This is a genomic window from Curtobacterium sp. MCBA15_005 (genome assembly GCF_001864855.1).
Lineage (GTDB): Bacteria > Actinomycetota > Actinomycetes > Actinomycetales > Microbacteriaceae > Curtobacterium > Curtobacterium flaccumfaciens.
Genome location: NZ_MJGL01000003.1, coordinates 487,309 through 506,538 on the forward strand (window position 1 = coordinate 487,309; position 19,230 = coordinate 506,538).

The 19,230-nt window shown below is 70.8% G+C and carries 18 protein-coding genes; 3 read left to right on the forward strand and 15 right to left on the reverse strand.

The features are described 5' to 3' along the window. The 8 genes from BIU89_RS18365 to BIU89_RS03525 form a co-directional block, all read right to left on the reverse strand. The coding region (locus BIU89_RS18365; protein WP_071244770.1) for a shikimate kinase at positions 1-526 on the reverse strand (526 nt) is incomplete at its 3' end. Then, positions 523-1,743 (reverse strand): chorismate synthase, encoded by a 1,221-nt coding sequence (gene aroC / locus BIU89_RS03495; protein ID WP_027465748.1) that lies wholly within the window; start codon positions 1,741-1,743, stop codon positions 523-525. The genes aroC and BIU89_RS18365, both read right to left, overlap by 4 nt. Before the next feature lie 43 nt (positions 1,744-1,786). Continuing rightward, positions 1,787-3,346, reverse strand: a complete 1,560-nt coding sequence (gene mltG / locus BIU89_RS03500; protein WP_254791473.1) for an endolytic transglycosylase MltG — start codon at positions 3,344-3,346, stop codon at positions 1,787-1,789. A gap of 93 nt (positions 3,347-3,439) precedes the next feature. Continuing rightward, positions 3,440-3,883, reverse strand: a complete 444-nt coding sequence (gene ruvX / locus BIU89_RS03505; RefSeq protein WP_175474965.1) for a Holliday junction resolvase RuvX — start codon at positions 3,881-3,883, stop codon at positions 3,440-3,442. An 8-nt stretch (positions 3,884-3,891) separates the two neighbouring features. After that, positions 3,892-6,549 (reverse strand): alanine--tRNA ligase, encoded by a 2,658-nt coding sequence (gene alaS, locus BIU89_RS03510; RefSeq protein WP_071244772.1) that lies wholly within the window; start codon positions 6,547-6,549, stop codon positions 3,892-3,894. Between the two features lie 59 nt (positions 6,550-6,608). Further along, on the reverse strand, positions 6,609-6,791 hold the full coding sequence (locus BIU89_RS03515; protein WP_027465751.1) for a hypothetical protein: 183 nt from the start codon (positions 6,789-6,791) through the stop codon (positions 6,609-6,611). Between the two features lie 123 nt (positions 6,792-6,914). Next, positions 6,915-7,544: a 30S ribosomal protein S4 gene (rpsD, locus tag BIU89_RS03520; protein WP_017887166.1), complete on the reverse strand. Its 630-nt coding sequence runs from the start codon at positions 7,542-7,544 to the stop codon at positions 6,915-6,917. Between the two features lie 234 nt (positions 7,545-7,778). Next, on the reverse strand, positions 7,779-9,131 hold the full coding sequence (locus BIU89_RS03525) for a replication-associated recombination protein A (RefSeq protein ID WP_083404133.1): 1,353 nt from the start codon (positions 9,129-9,131) through the stop codon (positions 7,779-7,781). Between the two features lie 129 nt (positions 9,132-9,260). Here BIU89_RS03525 and BIU89_RS03530 point away from each other — a divergent pair, with 129 nt between their 5' ends. After that, positions 9,261-10,073, forward strand: coding sequence for a peptidylprolyl isomerase (locus tag BIU89_RS03530; RefSeq protein ID WP_027465753.1), 813 nt, complete (start codon positions 9,261-9,263; stop codon positions 10,071-10,073). A 113-nt stretch (positions 10,074-10,186) separates the two neighbouring features. Beyond that, positions 10,187-11,419: a DUF349 domain-containing protein gene (locus tag BIU89_RS03535; protein WP_173034022.1), complete on the forward strand. Its 1,233-nt coding sequence runs from the start codon at positions 10,187-10,189 to the stop codon at positions 11,417-11,419. Between the two features lie 98 nt (positions 11,420-11,517). On the opposite strand, the gene BIU89_RS03540 is transcribed toward BIU89_RS03535, so the two are convergent. From BIU89_RS03540 to BIU89_RS03560, 5 genes are read right to left on the reverse strand one after another with little or no spacing between them, the layout of a single operon-like run. After that, positions 11,518-12,480, reverse strand: a complete 963-nt coding sequence (locus BIU89_RS03540) for a bifunctional riboflavin kinase/FAD synthetase (RefSeq protein ID WP_071244773.1) — start codon at positions 12,478-12,480, stop codon at positions 11,518-11,520. Between the two features lie 8 nt (positions 12,481-12,488). Further along, positions 12,489-12,944: a hypothetical protein gene (locus BIU89_RS03545; RefSeq protein ID WP_027465756.1), complete on the reverse strand. Its 456-nt coding sequence runs from the start codon at positions 12,942-12,944 to the stop codon at positions 12,489-12,491. A 45-nt stretch (positions 12,945-12,989) separates the two neighbouring features. Then, entirely contained in the window at positions 12,990-13,355 is a 366-nt protein-coding gene (locus tag BIU89_RS03550) for a hypothetical protein (RefSeq protein WP_071244774.1), read from the reverse strand. After that, positions 13,352-14,314, reverse strand: coding sequence for a tRNA pseudouridine(55) synthase TruB (truB, locus tag BIU89_RS03555; protein WP_071244775.1), 963 nt, complete (start codon positions 14,312-14,314; stop codon positions 13,352-13,354). The genes BIU89_RS03550 and truB overlap by 4 nt, the downstream gene beginning before the upstream one ends. A gap of 22 nt (positions 14,315-14,336) precedes the next feature. Next, the gene (locus tag BIU89_RS03560; RefSeq protein ID WP_051596740.1) at positions 14,337-14,783 is read right to left on the reverse strand and encodes a hypothetical protein; all 447 of its coding nucleotides are present in this window, start codon (positions 14,781-14,783) and stop codon (positions 14,337-14,339) included. A 52-nt stretch (positions 14,784-14,835) separates the two neighbouring features. On the opposite strand from BIU89_RS03560, the gene BIU89_RS03565 reads away from it, so the two are divergent. Continuing rightward, positions 14,836-15,762: an A/G-specific adenine glycosylase gene (locus BIU89_RS03565; RefSeq protein WP_371836749.1), complete on the forward strand. Its 927-nt coding sequence runs from the start codon at positions 14,836-14,838 to the stop codon at positions 15,760-15,762. Here BIU89_RS03565 and rbfA read toward each other — a convergent pair. Together rbfA and infB are read right to left on the reverse strand one after the other, a co-directional pair. Next, positions 15,759-16,232 carry a 30S ribosome-binding factor RbfA gene (rbfA, locus tag BIU89_RS03570; protein WP_071244776.1) on the reverse strand — a complete coding sequence of 158 codons (474 nt, stop codon included), beginning with the start codon at positions 16,230-16,232 and terminating at the stop codon, positions 15,759-15,761. The genes BIU89_RS03565 and rbfA overlap by 4 nt on opposite strands. 113 nt (positions 16,233-16,345) lie before the next feature. Beyond that, positions 16,346-19,195: a translation initiation factor IF-2 gene (infB, locus tag BIU89_RS03575; RefSeq protein WP_071244777.1), complete on the reverse strand. Its 2,850-nt coding sequence runs from the start codon at positions 19,193-19,195 to the stop codon at positions 16,346-16,348. Positions 19,196-19,230: the final 35 nt, after the last annotated feature.

The following is a 19,230-nucleotide window of genomic DNA, read 5'->3' on the forward strand; positions in this document are numbered from 1 at the left end:
TGGTGCCGGCGTCGCTGCGCAGCCACGTGACGACCTCGTCGACCACGCGGGACATCGGCCGGCGGGACGTGTCGACCACGACGTGCGCGAGCTCGGCGTAGGTGGCGGCCCGCTCGTCCATGATCGTCTGCCAGGCGTCGATCCCGCCGTTCGCCAGCAGGGGCCGGTCGGACCCGGCGATGCGGTCGGCGACGGCCTCGGGCGACACGGTGAGCAGGACGATGCGCGCCCCGCCCAGGGCCTGCCGGGTGTCCGCGTGGGTGACGGCTCCTCCGCCCACGGCGATCACGCCGCCGGTGGCGAGCGCTGCCCGGACGGCCTCGGCTTCGAGGGCGCGGAACGCCGGCTCACCGCGGTCGGCGAAGATCCCGGGGATCGGTCCGTGCTCACGCACGATGACCCGGTCGGTGTCCGTGAACGGGACGCCGAGGGCCTTCGCCACCCGCTTGCCGACGCTCGACTTGCCGGCACCCATCGGGCCGATGACGACCACGGGCGCGTCCGCGCGTCGGACGTCGGTGCTCACAGGTCGGTCGAGGTCGCCGACGGTTCGGTCCGGCGCGTCCGCAGGGTCTCCGGGATCGCCGCGAGGTAGGCGTCGAGGTTGCGCTTCGTCTCGACGACGTTGTCGCCGCCGAACTTCTCGAGCACCGCGTCGGCGAGCACCAGGGCCACCATCGCCTCGGCGACGACGCCCGCCGCGGGCACGGCACAGACGTCCGAGCGCTGGTGGTGCGCCGAGGCGTCCTCACCGGAGACGACGTCCACGGTGTGCAGGGCGTGCGGGATGGTCGCGATCGGCTTCATGCCGGCGCGGACCCGCAGCACGGTGCCCGTGGACATCCCACCCTCGGTCCCACCGGCGCGGTCGCTCGTGCGGTAGATCTCGCCGTCCTCGCGGTACAGCTCGTCGTGGGCGGCGGAGCCCCGGCGCCCGGCGGTCGCGAAGCCGTCGCCGACCTCGACGCCCTTGATGGCCTGGATCCCCATGATCGCCGCGGCAAGGCGGGCATCGAGCCGGCGGTCCCAGTGCACGTGCGAGCCGAGGCCCGGCGGGACGCCGTAGAACAGCACCTCGACGACGCCGCCGAGGGTGTCGCCGTCCTTCTTCGCCGCCTCGACCTCGGTGACCATCCGTGCCGAGGTCTCGGGGTCGAAGCAGCGCAGCTGGTCCTCGTCGAGGCGGTCCACGTCGTCGGGCAGCGGCAGCTCCGTGCCGTCCGGGACCCGGACGGTCCCGACCTGCAGCGTGTGCGCCACCGAGCGGATGCCGAGTTCGGCCAGGAACGACTTCGCGACGGCGCCGAGCGCCACACGGGCAGCGGTCTCGCGGGCGCTCGCACGCTCCAGGATCGGGCGGGCCTCGTCGAAGCCGTACTTCTGCATGCCGACCAGGTCGGCGTGACCCGGACGCGGTCGGGTGAGCGGAGCGCTCCGCCCGCGGGACATCTCGGTCGACTCGATCGGCTCGGGGTTCATGACCTCGACCCACTTCGGCCACTCGGTGTTGCCGATGCGGATCGCGATGGGGCTGCCGAGCGAGTAGCCGTGCCGGACGCCGCCGGACACGTGCAGCTCGTCCTGCTCGAACTTCATCCGCGAGCCACGGCCGTAGCCGAGCTTGCGGCGCGCGAGATCGGCACGGATGGACTCGAACGACACCGGGACACCCGCGGGCAGGCCCTCGAGCATGGCGATCAGTTCGGGTCCGTGGGACTCACCAGCAGTCAACCAACGAAGCATGCGGCAATCCTCCCACAGCGCACCGCCGTGCGACGTCGCGGTCCTACTGGTAGTCGGGGTGCGCCCGGAGCCACGCCTGGAACTGCTTCACCGCGACGAGGTGCTCGTCGTAGGTGTTCGAGAACACCGTCTCGCCGGTTTCCAGGTTCACCGTCACGAAGTACAGCCACTTGCCCGGGGCCTCGTTCGTCACGGCCTTGATCGCGATGTCCCCGGGGTTCGAGATGGGTGCCGGCGGCAGCCCCTCGTGCACGTACGTGTTGTACGCGTTCGACTCGTCGGCCCGTTCGGCGTCGGTCGTGGTCACGGTGTGCGTGTTGCCCGTGCCGTAGGCGACGGTGGCGTCGGACTGCAGGCGCATGCCTTGGTCGAGGCGGTTCTGGAACACCCGGGCGACCTTCGGGTAGTCGGCTGCGAGGCCGGCTTCCTTCTGCACCAGCGACGCGAAGACGATGGTGCGCTCCTGGTCGGCCTCCTTGACGCCGGCGGCGGACAGGCGCTCCTTCATGGTGTCGACCATCGACTTGAAGTACTGCTCGGCGGTCCAGCCCGGGTTGATCGGGTAGGTCGCGGGGAAGAGCCAGCCCTCGAGCGTCGTGACGCCGGACGGCAGGTCGTAGGCCGACAGGTCCTTCGCGGCCGCGTCGACCTCCTGCTTGGTCAGGCCGGCCTTCGAGACCATCCCGGCCTCGATGTCGGCGAGTGCGGTGCCCTCGGGGATGATGATCGACGCCTGCACGCGGTTCTTCGTGTCCTGCAGTGCCGCGAGCGCGGACTTCGAGCTCATCTGCTTCTTCAGCGCGTACGAACCGGGCTGGAACTGCACGTCCGGCGAGGCCAGCAGGAGCTTGTAGAACACCTTCGAGTCCTTGACGACGCCGCTGCGCTGCAGCGTCGCGGCGACGTTCTCGCCGATGTCGCCCTGCTTGATGGTGATGGTCACCTTCGAGGTGCCGTCGCCGGTGTAGTCGTCGGGCTCCTGGGCGCCGCTGATCGCCGCGATGAGCTGCTGGAACTTGGGGGCGGCGAAGGTGTACGCCCCGACGCCGGCGGCGAGCACCACCGCGACGATGACGAGTCCGGCGACGAGCGGTCCGCGTCGGCGCTTCGGCCGTGGCTCCCGGGGCGGCCTGGAGGCGCGTCCTCCCCCGCCTCGTCCCCCGCGGCCACCGCCTCCCGCGGCGCCACCGCCGCCGGTCACGTCACCGTCGTCCGTCCCGCCGGCCCCGGATCCGCCGCCCGCAGCGGTCGCCGCGGGCTCGGTCGGCAGCTCGCCGGTCAGCAGTGCGGCGACCTCGGGGTGCAGGTCTTCAGAACGGGTGGCGATCGGCGCGTCGGCGGGTGACGCGGGGCGTTCGTCGCGTGCGGCTGGCGGGGAATCGGTGGTCCGCTCGGGGACCGGCGACTCGTCGGTCGCTGCGACGCGGGCTCGTTCGGCCTCGAGGGCTCGGGCTTCACGTCGGGACATCGGAGGCGGCGGCGGGGTCACCTGACCAGCGTCGTCGCGGTCATCGGTGCCTGTCGTGCGGTCGGAAGTCGCCTTCCGCCGCTCGGCGTCGTTGCCGGGCGCGATGATCGCGTTCCAGTCCAGATCGTCTGCCAACGTCCTCGGTCTCTCGGTCGGGAACTCCACCTGGGCACCGTCGTCCTCGCAGCTGACGACGAGAGCACCCATGTGCGGTACCGGGCAGCCCTGTCAGGGAAGCGTGGCGCCCGGAGGGGCACCGGCACTGCGCTCGTGGTCGAGCGCGTGTTGCAGAATGATAACAGCGGCTGCTTGGTCGATCACGGCCCGGGACTTCTTCGTGTTCTTGCCGGCCTGGTGCAGCCCCCGCTGGGCCGTCACGGTCGACAGTCGTTCGTCGACCAGGCGCACCGGCCGACGCGCCGCGATCCGGGCGGCGAAGACACGGGCGTCCTCGGTGGAGGCCGTGTCCCCACCCGACATCGACAGGGGCAGCCCGACGACGACCTCGAGCACGTCGTACTCGTCCGCGAGCTCGAGGATCCGCCGGAGGTCCGTCGAGTCGTCACGACGGACGGTCTCGACCGGCGTCGCCAGCAGGCCGTCGCGGTCGCACACGGCGACCCCGATCCGGGCGCGTCCGACGTCCACGCCGAGGCGACGCCCGGACCGGATGCCCACGGTCAGCCCGCGAACCGTGCGGTCACGGCACGCAGCGCCGCGGGGAGCGCGGCCGCGTCGGTCCCGCCGCCCTGCGCCAGGTCCGGCTTGCCGCCGCCACCGCCACCGAGCACGCCGGCGGCCTCCTTCGCGAGGGGGCCCGCCTGCACGCCCGCAGCACGAGCGGCGTCGTTGGTCGCGACGATCACGATCGGCTTCCCACCGACGACCGCCCCGAGCACGACGACGGCCGCGCCGTCACCGAGCTGGCCCCGCACGCCGGTGGCGAGCGAGCGCAGGTCGTCGCCGGACTGCAGGCCGTCGACCGTCTCGGCGACCACGGTGGTGGCACCGACGGTCGTGGCGTTGCGGGCGATGGCGGGCACGCGCTGCTGCAGGTTGGCCGACTCGTACTCGGCGAGCTTCTTCTGGGCGGACCGGAGGTCCTCCATCAGGTTCTGGACGCGGGCCGGCAGGTCGGCCCGGGGTGCCTTGAGCGCGCTGGAGAGCTGCGACACGATCGTGCGTTCGACGGCGAGGTCGCGGAACCCCTCGAGCCCGACCAGTGCCTCGACTCGGCGGTTGGTCGAACCGACGCTCGACTCCCCCACCAGGTTGACGAGCCCGATCTGCGCGCTCGAGGCGACGTGCGTGCCACCGCAGAGCTCGCGGGACCACGGGCCGCCGATGTCGACCATGCGGACCTCGGCGCCGTACTTCTCACCGAACAGGGCCTGTGCCCCGAGGGCCTTCGCCTCGTCGATGGGCAGGATGCGCGTGGAGACCTCGAGGTCGGTGCGGATCGCGGTGTTCACGACCTCCTCGATCTCGGAGCGCGTCTCGAGCGAGACCGGCTGCGACCACGAGAAGTCGAGGCGCATGTAGCCGGACTTGTTGTACGAACCGGCCTGCAGCGCCTCCGGCCCGAGGATGTCGCGGAGGGCCGCGTTGACCAGGTGCGTCGCGGAGTGCGCCTGGGTCGCACCGCGGCGGTACTCCGCGTCGACGACGGTGCTCGCGGCGTCGCCGACGCCGACCTCACCGGAGCGGACCTGCACGGTGTGGCTCCACAGTCCGGAGACCGGTCGCTGGACGTCGAGGACCTCGAGGTCGAACCCGTTGCCGACGATCGAGCCCTGGTCGGCGTCCTGGCCGCCGGACTCGGCGTACAGGGAGGTCTCACCGAGGATGACCTCGGCGATGTCACCGGCGACCGCACGGTCGACGCTCACGCCGCCGACGATGATGCCGAGCACGCGCGTCTCGGCCTCGAGCGCGTCGTAGCCGAGGAACGTCGTCTCGCCCTTCGCCCGGAACGCGCTGTACACGCTCAGGTCGGCGATCGCGGTCTTCTTGCTCTTCGCGTCGGCCTTCGCCCGGGCACGCTGCTCGGACATCAGGGTCTCGAACGCTGTGCGGTCGACGTGGACGCCGGCTTCCTCGGCCATCTCCATCGTCAGGTCGATGGGGAACCCGAAGGTGTCGTGCAGCAGGAACGCCGTGTCGCCGCCGATCGACGGGGCGCCGTCCTGCTTCGCGCGCTCGACGGCGACGTCGAGGATGGTCGTGCCCTGTGCCAGGGTGCGGAGGAAGGTCTCCTCTTCCGCGTAGGCGATGCGGGAGATCCGGTCGTAGTCGGACGCCACCTCGGGGTAGGCGTCGCGCATGGCGTCGCGGGACGCCGGGAAGAGCTCGGGGAACGTGGGGGCCTCGACACCGAGCAGGCGCATCGCACGGACGGTACGACGGAGCAGCCGACGGAGGATGTACCCGCGGCCCTCGTTCGACGGGCTCACGCCGTCGGCGATGAGCATCAGCGAGGAACGCACGTGGTCGGCGATGACGCGCATCCGCACGTCGTCCTCGTGCACGGCACCGTAGCGCCGGCCGGAGATCTCGGCCGCACGGTCGAGCACCGGGCGCACCTGGTCGATCTCGTACATGTTGTCGACGCCCTGCTTGATGAAGGCGACGCGCTCGAGCCCCATGCCGGTGTCGATGTTCTTGTTCGGCAGCTCGCCGGTGATCTCGAAGTCGTACTTCGACCGCACGTCGGCGATCTGGTACTGCATGAAGACGAGGTTCCAGATCTCGACGTACCGGTCGTCGTCCGTCGCCGGGCCGCCGTCGATGCCGTACTCGGGGCCACGGTCGAAGAAGATCTCCGAGCAGGGACCCGCGGGTCCGGGCTGTCCGGTCGACCAGTAGTTGGTGTCCTTGCCGAGGCGCTGGATCCGCTCGTCGGGGAGCGAGGAGTGCTGCTTCCAGAAGCCGATCGCCTCGTCGTCCTCTTCGTAGACGGTGACCCAGAGGTCGTCCGGCGAGAAGCCGAGCCCGCCGTCGGTCTCCGGCTTGGTCAGGAACTCCCAGGCGAACTGGATCGCCTGCTCCTTGAAGTAGTCGCCGAACGAGAAGTTCCCGTTCATCTGGAAGAACGTGCCGTGGCGAGGGGTCTTGCCGACCTCTTCGATGTCGTTCGTGCGGATGCACTTCTGCACGCTCGTCGCCCGCGGGAACGGCGCAGGGATGAGACCGGTCAGGTACGGGATGAACGGCACCATGCCGGCGACCGTGAAGAGGAGCGACGGGTCGTCGGAGACGAGGGACGCGGACGGGACGACGGTGTGGCCGCGGTCACCGAAGTACTGGAGCCAACGGCGGCGGATCTCTGCGGTCTGCATGGTGCTTCCTGGGTTCAGGTCGTGGGTGGAGGAGGGTCGTGGCTGCTCGGTCGGAGCGCTCAGACGTCGGTACGGAGCTCGGCCTCGCGCGACCGGTAGCCGTCCGCGACGGCTCCCGTGAAGGCCTTCGTCTTGGCGTTCACCTCGGCGAAGAGCCGGGCGCCACCGGAGGTCTGGGCGACCCGGTGTGCGACGGCGAACCCGATGACGATGCCGACGGCGACGAAGAACAGCTGCTTCACGGTGCCTCTCCCTCTGTGCACCCGGGCGGTGCATGCCCGGACAAGCTTAGTCGCCGGTGCCGGAACGCCGAACGGCGGGTCGCCCTCGAGAGGACGACCCGCCGTTCGGGTGTGATCAGTGGATCAGCGAGCTGCGTAGTACTCGACGACGAGCTGCACTTCACAGGTCACGGGGACCTCGGCGCGCTTCGGGCGACGCACGAGGCGGGCCTGGAGCTTCTCGATCTCGACCTCGAGGTAGCCCGGGACCTTCGGGAGGACTTCCTGGTGGCCACCGGCAGCGGCGACCTGGAAGGGCTCCATCGACTCGGACTTCGCCTTGACGTGGATCAGCTGGCCCTCCTTGACGCGGAAGGAGGGGCGGTCGACGAGCTTGCCGTCGACCAGGATGTGGCGGTGCACGATCAGCTGACGGGCCTGCGCGGTGGTGCGGGCGAAGCCGGCACGGACCACGAGGGCGTCGAGGCGCTGCTCGAGGAGCTCGACCAGGTTCTCACCGGTCAGGCCCTTCGTCTTGCGGGCCTCTTCGAAGACGATGCGGAGCTGCTTCTCGCGGATGCCGTACTGGGCGCGCAGACGCTGCTTCTCACGGAGGCGGACGGCGTAGTCGCTGTCCGCACGACGGCGCGTACGGCCGTGCTCACCGGGCCCGTAGGGGCGCTTCTCGAGGTAACGGGCAGCCTTCGGCGTCAGCGGGATGCCGAGTGCGCGCGACAGGCGGGTCTTGCTGCGGGTACGTGACTTGGTAGACACAGGGTCCTTTTCTCTGTTCGAACTGAATACTCACCGGAGGCCGGGCACGCGAGTGCCGGTGGCCCCGACGACGGGATCCAGAGGGATGAGCCTGTGGGATCGGACGGCTACAGTCCGAACCTCTGCCCCCGTACCACCGGAGTGGCACTCTGTCCTCGACGCAGCCGTGCTCGAGGACCAGGACGTAGGCCCGGCAATGCTAGCAGCATCGGGGCGGGCGCAGAAGCACCGACGCTAGTGGCCGCGTGTGATCTTCCGGAGTCGCTCGAGCCGCGGCCCGACCTCGCGCTCGTAGCCGTTGGCCGTCGGCGTGTAGTACTCGGTGCCCTCGAGTGCGTCCGGCAGGTACTGCTGCTCGGCGACCCCGTGCTCGGCGTCGTGGGAGTAGACGTACCCCTTGCCGTGCCCGAGGCGCTTCGCCCCGGCGTAGTGCGCGTCGCGCAGGTGCATCGGGACCGTGCCCATGCGCCCCGCCTTGACGTCGGCCATCGCCTGGTTGACCCCGTTGTAGGCGGCGTTCGACTTCGGCGCCGTCGCCAGGTAGACGACCGCCTCGGCCAGCGGGATCCGCCCCTCGGGCATCCCGATGAGCTGGACGGCCTGGGCCGCCGCGACCGCGATGGGCAGCGCCTGGGGATCGGCCATGCCGATGTCCTCGGACGCGGAGATGATGATCCGCCGCGCGATGAACCGGGAGTCCTCGCCGGCCTCGATCATCCGGGCGAGGTAGTGCAGGGCAGCGTCGACGTCGCTCCCCCGCACCGACTTGATGAACGCGCTGATGACGTCGTAGTGCTCGTCACCCTGTCGGTCGTAGCGCAGCAGGGCCCGGTCGACCGCAGCCGCGACGGTGTCGGCGTCGACGACGGGCACGGTGTCGTCGTCCTCGTCCTGCGCGGCGGTGGCCGACGCCGCCGCGGCCTCGAGCGCCGTGAGGGCACGTCGGGCGTCGCCGGACGCGAGCCGGATGATCGCGCTGCGGGCTTCGTCCCCGAGGACGACGGCACCGCCGAGCCCGCGGGGGTCCTCCACCGCGCGGTCGACGAGCATGCCGAGGTCGGGATCGGTGAGCGGTTTGAGCGTCAGGAGCAGTGAGCGGGACAGCAGGGGCGAGATGACCGAGAACGACGGGTTCTCGGTGGTGGCGGCGATCAGGATGACCCACCCGTTCTCGACTCCGGGCAGCAGGGCGTCCTGCTGGGCCTTGCTGAACCGGTGGATCTCGTCGAGGAACAGCACCGTGGTCGACCCGTACAGGTCGCGGTGGGTCAGCGCCTTCTCCATGACCTCGCGCACGTCCTTCACGCCGGCGGTCACGGCGGAGAGCTCGACGAACTCGCGACCGGACTGCCGTGCGATCGCCTGCGCCAGCGTGGTCTTGCCGGTGCCGGGCGGTCCCCACAGGATCACGGAGACCCCGCCGGGGTTCTCACGCGTGCCGGTGGCGAGCTGCACCAGGGGCGAACCCCGGCCGAGCAGGTGCTGCTGACCGGCGACCTCGTCGAGGCTGGTGGGGCGCATCCGGACGGCGAGCGGGACGGAACCCTGCGCGAGACCGGCGCGACCACCCGTGGTGGGCGCGTGCATTCCCGAACGATCCGCTGCCATCCTGCAATCGTAGGCCGGTCCACCGACGCAGGCCGCGCCTCCCGGCTGGTGACGGCGACCGTTCGGCTACGCTCGTTGCACACTGCGACGAGAGGGCAGACCAGCACCGTGGCACCGAAGAACCCAGCGCGTGACAACCGTGAGGCGCGCGAGCGCCTGCGCCTCTACCAGGCCCGCCAGGGCCTCCACGAGCGGCAGCGACGCCGCCGCGTGCGGGACAACCTGATCGGCGCCGGTGCCCTCGTCCTCGTCGCGGCCCTCGCCACCGGGTCGCAGCTCGCCTTCGCCGGATCGCGGGGGTCGGACGCCCCGGCCCCGAGCGCCTCCGCGTCGTCGACGGCCACGCCGTCGGCCAGTGCCACGGCCGGCAACACCGGCGACGTTCCGAGCAAGTCGATCGCGAAGGGCGCGACCTGGACCGGCACCCTCACGCTCAACAAGGACATCGACCTCGGCATCGAGCTGGACGGCGCGAAGGCGCCGCAGGCCACGAGTGCCGAGATCTCCTTGATCCGTGAGCAGTTCTACAACGGCACCACCTGCCACCGGCTCGCCGACAGCGACGGACTGAAGTTCCTGCAGTGCGGCTCCGCGAACGGCGACGGCACCGGCGACGCCGGCTTCGAGTACGGCCCGCTCGAGAACGTGCCGGAAGACGGCGTCTACGGGAAGGGCACGATCGCGATCGCACGGTCGGACTCCCCGTACTCGCAGTCGACGCAGTTCTTCATCGTCTACGGGGACACCACGCTCGACGGCTCGACGGGCGGCTACACGGTCGTCGGCAAGGTCACGAGCGGGCTGTCCGAGCTCGAGTCGAAGATCGCCGCGAAGGGCATCGCGTCTCCCGGCAGCGACGGCACCGGCGAGCCGAAGGTGGCGACGAAGATCACCGACGCGACCATCGCGGAGCAGAAGTAGTCCACAACCCGTCGCACCGGTCGGGCGGCGGAGCCCGTCCGTGCAATAGGCTGACGACCTGACCGTGCCGACGGTGACGTCGGCGATGCACGACCACGATCGAGGCGAGACCTGTGGGATCTGACGAAGCAACGACCTGGGGGCGGGTCGACGAGAACGGGACCGTGTACGTCCGGTACGAAGAGACCGAACGTGCTGTCGGTGAGTACCCGGACGCCACCCCCGAAGAAGCCCTCGCCTACTTCGCGCGGAAGTACGCCGACCTCGAGGGGCAGGTGAAGATCGCCGAGCAGCGCGTCCAGCGCGGTGCGTCGGCGAACGACGTCGCCCGGACGGTCGAGCACCTGACCGCCCTGGTCGCCGACGCGCGCGTGGTGGGTGACATCAAGTCGCTCGAGACCCGCGTGGGTGCTCTCACCGAGCAGCTCGGCTCGCTCACCAAGGAGCAGGCGGAACAGGCGCAGCAGGCGCTGCAGGACGCCCTGGCGCACCGCACCGCCCTGGTCGAGGAAGCCGAGGCACTCGCCGCGGTGGACCCCGCACGCGCACAGTGGAAGCAGATCACGGCGCAGCTCGACGACGTGTTCGCGCGCTGGCAGCAGCACCAGCACGACGGGCCGCGGATCCCCAAGAACGAGGCCAACGACCTCTGGAAGCGGTTCCGCGCAGCGCGGTCCACCGTCGACCAGCACCGTCGTGCCTTCTACTCCGAGCTGGACGCACAGCACCGTGACGCCCGGACCCGCAAGCAGGAGCTCGTGGCGCAGGCCGAGGCCCTCGCACCCCGCGGCTCCGATGCGATCCCGGACTACCGCCAGCTGCTCGACGACTGGAAGAACGCCGGGCGTGCCGGCAAGCGGCACGACGACGCACTCTGGGCGCGCTTCAAGGCCGCCGGAGACGTCCTGTTCGAGCAGCGCCACGCCGAGAGCGCAGCCGAGAACGAAGAGTTCTCCGCCAACCTCGAGGCGAAGCAGGCCCTGCTGACCGAGGCCGAGCCGCTCCTGCAGGCGACCGACCGGGTCGCCGCGCGCAAGACCCTCACCGGCATCCAGCGTCGCTGGGACGAGATCGGCAAGGTGCCCCGCGGTGACGTCCGTCGGGTCGAGGACCGCCTGCGCGCCATCGAGGACCACGTCCGTGGGCTCGAGGACGCGCACTGGAAGGAATCGAACCCGGAGCGCAAGGCCCGTCAGAACGGCCTCGCGAGCCAGCTGGAAGACGCGATCGGCAAGCTCCAGTCCGAGCTCGCCGCGGCGCAGGCCACCGGCGACGCCCGGAAGATCAAGGACGCGCAGGAAGCCCTCGACGCCCGCAAGATCTGGCTCGACGCCCTGGGCGGCTGAGCCTCCGCACCACGAACGACGCCCCCGTGACCGAACGGTCACGGGGGCGTCGTCGTGCAAGGGCACCAGCGGGCGAACCAGGCCAGCGTGCCGGCAGGTCAGACCGGAGCGGGCAGTCCGAGCAGCAGTCGGATGTCGAGGTCGTCCTGCCGCATCTGCGCGGCGAGCTCGTCCATCGACGAGAACTTCACCATGCCGCGCACGTACGACACGAACAGCACCGAGATCCGATCGCCGTACAGGTCGATGTCGACGTCGAGCAGGTGCGCCTCGATCTGCTTCGCCGGCACGCCCTCGAACGTCGGGTTGTTGCCGACCGACACCGCTGCCGGGTAGACGGTGCCGTCGTGCAGCACCCGGGCGGCGTAGACGCCGTCGGCGGGGACGAAGCCCTCGCACGCCGGGTCGAGGTTCGCGGTGGGGTACCCCATCGCCCGGCCGCGCTGGTTGCCGTGCACCACGACGCTCCGCACGGCGTGCTCCCGCCCGAGGAGTCGTGCGGCCTCGGCCACGCGACCCTGGCCCAGGAGCTCCCGGATCCAGGTGGAGGACACCCGGCGCTCACCGTCGGGTCGGACGTCGTCGATCAGGTCCACGTCGTCGATGAGCTCGACCGTGAACCCGTGCCGCTCCCCCAGGGCACGCAGCAGCGCGACGTCACCGGCGCCCTTCGCGCCGAAGCGGAAGTCGCTGCCGACGAAGACGAGCCGGGCGTGCAGGGTGTCGACGAGGATCTCGGACACGAACGCCTCGGGCGACTTCGACTGCAGTTCCTGGTCGAAACGGAGCAGCAGGGTGGCGTCGACCCCGGCGTCCTCGAGCAGTTCGCGGCGCTGCGCGGTGCTCGTCAGGGCCGGCGGGACGTGCGGCGGGTCGATGACGTTGAGCGGGTGGCGGTCGAACGTGACCACGGTGGCCACGAGGTCGTGCTCGCGGGCGGCACGCTCGAGGTGTGCGATGACGGCACGGTGCCCGACGTGCACGCCGTCGAACTTGCCGATGGTGACCGCACTCGGCCCGAACCCGTCCGCCACGTCGGCGGTGTCCTCGTAGAACTGCACGGTGGCTCCTACTCGCTCGCCGGTGCGGTGGACGAGGACGCAGCCGGTGCCGTCGACTCGGTGACGGCGGTGCGGTGGTGCTTGCGGAGCCACCAGAGCCCGGCGATCGGCAGCACGAGCGGCGCGAAGGCGTAGCCCATGCCGTAGTACGACCAGATGGTGTCGTCGGGGAACAGCTGGCGGTCGAACAGCGACAGGGTGCCGATGACGAGCACGCCGGTCATCTCGAACACGATCGTGACGCAGGCGACCCGGTACCAGAACCGACCGGGCACGATCAGGGCGATCATCGCGACGATGTAGACGACGGCGGCGATGGCACTGAGCGTGTAGGCGAACGGTGCGAACGAGAACTTCTCGATGATCTGCACGACGCTGCGTCCGGTCGCCGCCAGCGCGAGGATGCCGTACACGGCGATGAGGACGCGGCCGATGCCGGTCGCGAGTGAGGATCTGGTCGCCATTGCACCGATTCTACCGACGCGCGGCTCCGCGCATGACCTCCGGCGTCAGTTCAGCGCGAACCAGATCTGGTACATCCGGTAGACCATCACCGCGACGGTGAAGGCACCGGCACCGAGCACCACGGTGCTCCACTTCGTGCGGTCGATCAGAGCCCACACGACCGCGGCCGGTGGGACGAGCAGCACCGACACGGCGTACACCCCGAACTCGAGCGCGTTGCCGTCGGGCGGACTGCCCGTCGCCGGCAGCACGATCGAGATGACTCCCTGCACCAGGAGCAGCAGTTCGATGAGCACGAGGGCGCCGACGGTGTAGTCGTTCGGCTTCCAGCCGATGAACCCCACGACGACCGCGAAGAGCCCCACCACCACGGCGAGCACCAGCTGCACCCACATGTACCACTCGATCACGCGCGGGCTCCGGTCTGCGAGGAGGACGACGCACCGGGCGTCGGGAAGTTCGTGATGACCCGGAGCAGCCCACGGCGGACGGAGACGAGGCCGACCAGCCGGTCGTCGGACGCGGTGACCGCTGCCACCGGACCGTCCGAGTCGGGGTGCTCGGCCGCGACGCGCTTGCCGTCGGTGAGGTCCTTCGCCGAGGCTGCGTCGAGGGTCACGGACGAGAAGAGTCGCCGGGCGATGTCCGCCGGACGTGCGAGCGCGGCGCGGACGTCGACGGCGTCGTCCTCGAGGTCGATGGCGTCCTGCACGTCGAACGGTCCGACGCGGGTCCGCCGGAGCGCGACGAGGTGTGCCCCGGTGCCGAGGGCAGCGCCGACGTCACGGGCGAGCGCGCGGACGTAGGTGCCCGACGAGCAGGTCACGACGACGTCGAGGTCCACCACGGCGACGTCGGTGCCGTCGACGGCGACGGTCCGCTCGTTCCGCGTCGTCACGTCGAACTGCGAGACGGTCACCGTGCGGGACTTGAGCTCCACCGCCTCGCCCTTGCGCGCCAGGTCGTAGGCGCGGCGCCCGTCGACCTTGATCGCGCTGACCGTCGACGGGACCTGGTCGATCACGCCCCGCTGTGCTGCGACGGCGGTCTCGACGGCGTCGTCCGAGACGTCGGCAGCGGCCACACCGACAGCAGCGGTCGGCGTGCCGTCGGCATCGTCGGAGTCCGTCGAGACACCGAGCCGGATGGTCGCGGTGTAGGTCTTGTCGAGGCCCACCAGGTGCGTCAGCAACCGGGTGGACGGCCCGATGCCGAGCAGCAGCAGCCCGGTGGCCATGGGGTCGAGGGTCCCGGCGTGGCCGACCTTCTTCAGGCCGAGGCGCCGACGGGCGATGGAGACCACCCGGTGGCTGGAGATCCCCTGCGGTTTGTCGACGAGGAGGATGCCGTCCGGCGCGGTTTCGAGCACCAGGCGAGATTACCAGCGCCGGTCAGCAGGCGTCGTTCCACTCGCGGCGGGGGTGCTCGGGATCGGTGACGTCGAGCACGGCGGAGGCTGCGATCTTCACGTCGGCGCGGCGCTCGAGCCGACCGGACTCCTGCTCCACCCACAGCGACCAACGCCACAGGGTGCGCACCCCGGGGGCCAGGACGCCCCGTCCGTGCACGATCAGGACACCGTCACCGGCTCCGGTCGTGCGGAAGGGCGTCACCAGGTCGGACCGCAGCGTGTCCTGGTCGGCGGACGGCGCGGCGGCCGCCATCGCGGAGACCCCGTGCTGCTCGAAACCGGTGACGAGCGCGGCCGCGACCCGTTCGAGGTCGGTGCCGTCCTGCCCGTCGACGCCGATGACGGTGCGGTTCGTGCCGACCTGCGCAATCGCCTCTGCGGCGATCGCAGCCATCGTGTCGGTCTCTTCGGGTGCCCAGCGTGCCATGCGTCCACCGTAGGCTGTCGAGGTGAACGCGAGTCGGGCCTCCAGACCGGATGTGGACAAACCGACCGCGCGACGCGGTGTGCAGGAGCCGGCCACGCCGGAACGGCCCGACATCGCGACCCCGCTGATCGCGTGGTTCCGGCAGCAGGCGCGGGACCTGCCGTGGCGCCGCCCCGGCTTCCCCGCGTGGGGGACGCTCGTCAGCGAGATCATGCTGCAGCAGACGCAGGTCGCGCGCGTGATCCCCCGTCTGGAGGCGTGGCTCACCCGGTGGCCGACGCCTCGCGACCTCGCGGACTCGCCGCCGTCCGAGGCGGTGCGCGCCTGGGACCGGCTCGGCTACCCGAGACGCGCGCTCGCGCTCCACGCGGCGGCGACCGCGATCGCGACCCACCACGGCAACGTCGTGCCGCGAGACGTCGACGCGCTGCTCGCACTGCCGGGCATCGGCGACTACACCGCGCGGGCCGTCGCGGTCTTCGCGTACGGCGACCGGCACCCGGTCGTGGACGTCAACGTGCGCCGTGTGCTCGCTCGTGCGGTCCTCGGCCAGGGCGAACCCGGGCCGGCGAAGGCGAAGCAGGACCTCCCGCTGATGGAGTCCGTACTGCCGGCGGACCGCGACGACGCAGCTGCCACGAACGCGGCCGTGATGGAGCTCGGCGCGCTCGTGTGCGTGTCCCGCTCCCCCGCGTGCGATGCGTGCCCGATCGCGGACCGCTGCGCGTGGCGTGCGGCCGGGTACCCGGAGCACGACGGGCCGCGGGCTCCGCGGCAGGCGAGGTTCGCCGGCAGTGACCGCCAGGTGCGTGGCCTGATCATGGCCGAGCTGCGCGCCAGCGACGTGCCGGTCACCCGGTCCGAGATCGAACCGGTGTGGCCGGACGCCGACCAGCGCGACCGGGCGCTCGCGTCGCTCCTGCGTGACGGACTGGCCGTCGGGGACGACGCGAGCGGCTACCAGCTGCCCGGGATCTAGGAACGCGGCTCGGCGGAGCCGTCGGTCTCGGCGGCGTCGTCGGTGTCGTCGTCCTCGTCGCGCTTGTACGGGTCGGCGTCGCCGGCGTACGTCGCGCCGACCGAGGCTGCCCGCACCTGCTCGTCACGCACCTGGGCCTGCACGAGCAGGTCCTCCATGTGCGCCGAGGTCTCGGGCAGGGCGTCGGCGATGAACTCGAGCGACGGCGTGAGCCGGGCGGTGATGTTCTTGCCGACCTCGGACCGGAGCATGCCGGTCGCGGCCTTGAGCGCCGCGGCGGAGTCCGCACGCTCCTCGTCGGTGCCGTACACGGTGTAGAAGATCGACGCGTGCTGCAGGTCACCGGTCACACGGACGTCGGTGATCGTGACGAACCCGAGTCGCGGGTCCCGCAGACCCTTGTCGAGTCGACGTGCGACGACTTCCTTGATGCGGTCCGCCATCTTGCGTGCGCGCTGCGGATCGGCCATTGGGTGCCTCCTGAGGCAGTGGCGGGACGCTTCCCGCCGGTGGTCCTGCGTGGGAAAGGGGTCGGGCCCCGGCCTCCCACACGGGGAGGCCGGGGCCCAGAGGAGTCACGCGATCAGTCGCGCGGCTTCTCGACGAGTTCGGTCGTCTCGACCTCGTCGCCGATCTGGATGTCGTTGAACTTGCCCAGACCGATACCGGCTTCGAAGTCCGTGCGGACCTCGGTCACGTCGTCCTTGAAGCGACGCAGCGACTCGATGGCCAGGCCATCGGCGATCACCACACCCTCGCGGATGACGCGCGCCTTGGCGTTGCGCGTGATCGTGCCGGAGCGGACGATGACACCCGCGATGTTGCCGAACTTCGAGGAACGGAACACCTCGCGGATCTCGGCGACGCCCGACTGGACCTCTTCGTACTCGGGCTTGAGCATGCCCTTGAGGGACTGCTCGATGTCATCGAGTGCGTTGTAGATGACCGAGTAGAAGCGCACGTCGATGCCTTCACGCGCCGCACGTTCACGGGCCTTGACGTCCGGACGGACGTTGAAGCCGATGACGATGGCGTTGTCGATCGTGGCCAGGTCGATGTCCGACTCCGTGATCGCACCGACACCGCGGTGCAGGATGCGGAGCTGGACGCTGTCGTCGACCTCGATGTCCAGGAGCGACTGCTCGAGTGCCTCGACGGCACCGGAGACGTCACCCTTGATGATGAGGTTGAGCGACTCGACCTTGCCCTCTTCGAGCGCACGGGTGAAGTCCTCGAGCGAGATGCGCTTGCGCGACTTCGCCAGCAGGGCGTTGCGCTCGGCGGCTTCACGCTTCTCGGCGATCTGACGAGCCGTGCGGTCCTCTTCGGTGACGAGGAAGGTGTCACCGGCGCGGGGCACCGACGACAGACCCTGCACCTGGACCGGGCGGCTCGGCGTCGCGGCCTTGACCGCGACCCCGTTCTCGTCCGTCATCGCACGGACTCGGCCGTAGGCCGTGCCCGCCACGATGGCGTCACCGACGTGGAGCGTGCCGGACTGGATGAGGACCGTGGCGACTGCACCGCGACCCTTGTCGAGCCGGGCCTCGATCGCGACACCACGGGCGTCCTTGTCGGGGTTCGCACGCAGGTCGAGACCGGCGTCCGCGGTGAGCAGCACGGCGTCCAGGAGCTCCTGGATACCGATGTTCTGCCGCGCCGACACATCGACGAACATGACGTCGCCGCCGTACTCCTCGGCCACCAGGTTGTACTCGGTGAGCTGCTGGCGGACCTTGGCGGGGTTCGCGCCTTCCTTGTCGATCTTGTTGACCGCGACGACGATCGGCACACCGGCCGACTGCGCGTGGTTCAACGCCTCGATGGTCTGCGGCATGATGCCGTCGTCCGCCGCGACCACGAGGATCGCGATGTCCGTCACCTGGGCACCACGAGCACGCATGGCCGTGAAGGCCTCGTGACCCGGGGTGTCGATGAAGGTGATCGGGCGGTCGATGCCCTCGTGCTGCGCGACGATCTGGTACGCACCGATGTGCTGGGTGATGCCACCGGCCTCGCCCTCGACGACCTTCGAGTTGCGGATCGCGTCGAGGAGGCGGGTCTTGCCGTGGTCGACGTGACCCATGACGGTGACCACCGGCGGCCGCTGCTGCAGCACGTCGTCGTCTTCGTCCTCGAGTTCTGCGTCGAGGTCGATGTCGAAGCCCTCGAGGAGCTCCTTGTCCTCGTCCTCGGGCGAGACGATCTGGATCTTGTAGCCCAGCTCGTCACCGAGGACCTCGAACGTGGCCTCGTCCAGCGACTCGGTCGCGGTCGCCATCTCACCGAGGTGGAACAGCACCGTCACGAGGTTGCCGGGCATGGCGTCGATCTTGTCCGCGAAGTCCGAGATGCTCGCACCACGACGGAGTCGGACGACCGTGTTGCCGTCGCCGCGAGGGACCTGCACACCGCCGAGCGACGGTGCCTGACGCATCTCGTACTCGGCGCGCTTCGTCCGCTTCGACTTGCGGGCGCGGCTCTTGCCGCCACCGCGACCGAACGCACCGGCGGTACCACCACCGGGGCCACGACCACGGCCACCGCCACCGGCGGGACGCGGGCCGCTGAAGGCCGGACGCGGGAAGCCGCCACCGGCACCGCCGCCGGCACCCGGACGGGCACCGGGGCCGCCACGGCCACCACCCTGGCCCGGGCGCTGCCCGAAGCCGTTGGGACGGTTGCCCTGACCGGGACCACCCGGACGCGGAGCACCCGGACGGGGCGTGCCCGGACGCGGGGGCTGCGGACGCGGGATGCCGCCGCCACCGGCTGCGCCGGCGGCCGGGCGCTGGCCCATGCCCTGGTTGGACGAGTACGGGTTGTTGCCGGGGCGCGGCGGGCGCGAGCCCATGCCCTGGTTCGACGAGTACGGGTTGTTGCCCGGACGTGCACCGGGCTTGGGGCCACCCGGCTTCGGACCGGCGGCCGCGGGAGCCTTCGGGCTGGTGCCCGGCTTCACGGCGTCGGACTTCGTCGCCGCGTCGGTCGTCCCGCCAGCCTCGGCGGCCTGCTTCTCGGCGGCCTGCTTCTCGGCGCGGGCCTTCTGCGCTGCCTCGGCCTCGGCCTGTCGCTGGGCGACGGACTTCGGTGCGGCCGGCGCGGGCACGTCGGCAGCGGGTGCTACCGGGGCCTCGGGCTCGGGAGCCGGTGCCGGACGGACCGGACCCGGACGGGGGCCGCCGGGCTTGGGTGCACTCGACTTCGGCGCGCTGGCCTTGGCGGGTGCGCTCGGCGCGGAGGCCGAGGCGGCGGGCTTCGCCGCGGGGGCGCCGTCTGCCTGGAGGGCGGCACGGAGCTTCCGTGCCACGGGGGGCTCGATGCTCGAGCTGGCACCCCGGACGAACTCGCCGAGCTCCTTGAGCTTCTCGAGTGCGGTCTTGCTGTCGACGCCGAGTTCGCTTGCGATCTCGTGTACGCGTGGTTTAGCCACTGTTCTCCTTCACGGGTCCCACCCCGTGAAGGGGC

Coding starts and splice junctions, on each gene's coding strand:
- BIU89_RS03545 (WP_027465756.1), bottom strand. CDS start 12,944: ATGGCGACCAGATCCTCACTCGCGACCGGCATCGGCCGCGTCCTCATC.
- rbfA (WP_071244776.1), bottom strand. CDS start 16,232: ATGGCCGATCCGCAGCGCGCACGCAAGATGGCGGACCGCATCAAGGAA.
- BIU89_RS03560 (WP_051596740.1), bottom strand. CDS start 14,783: ATGGCACGCTGGGCACCCGAAGAGACCGACACGATGGCTGCGATCGCC.
- aroC (WP_027465748.1), bottom strand. CDS start 1,743: ATGCTTCGTTGGTTGACTGCTGGTGAGTCCCACGGACCCGAACTGATC.
- alaS (WP_071244772.1), bottom strand. CDS start 6,549: ATGCAGACCGCAGAGATCCGCCGCCGTTGGCTCCAGTACTTCGGTGAC.
- BIU89_RS03525 (WP_083404133.1), bottom strand. CDS start 9,131: ATGCACGCGCCCACCACGGGTGGTCGCGCCGGTCTCGCGCAGGGTTCC.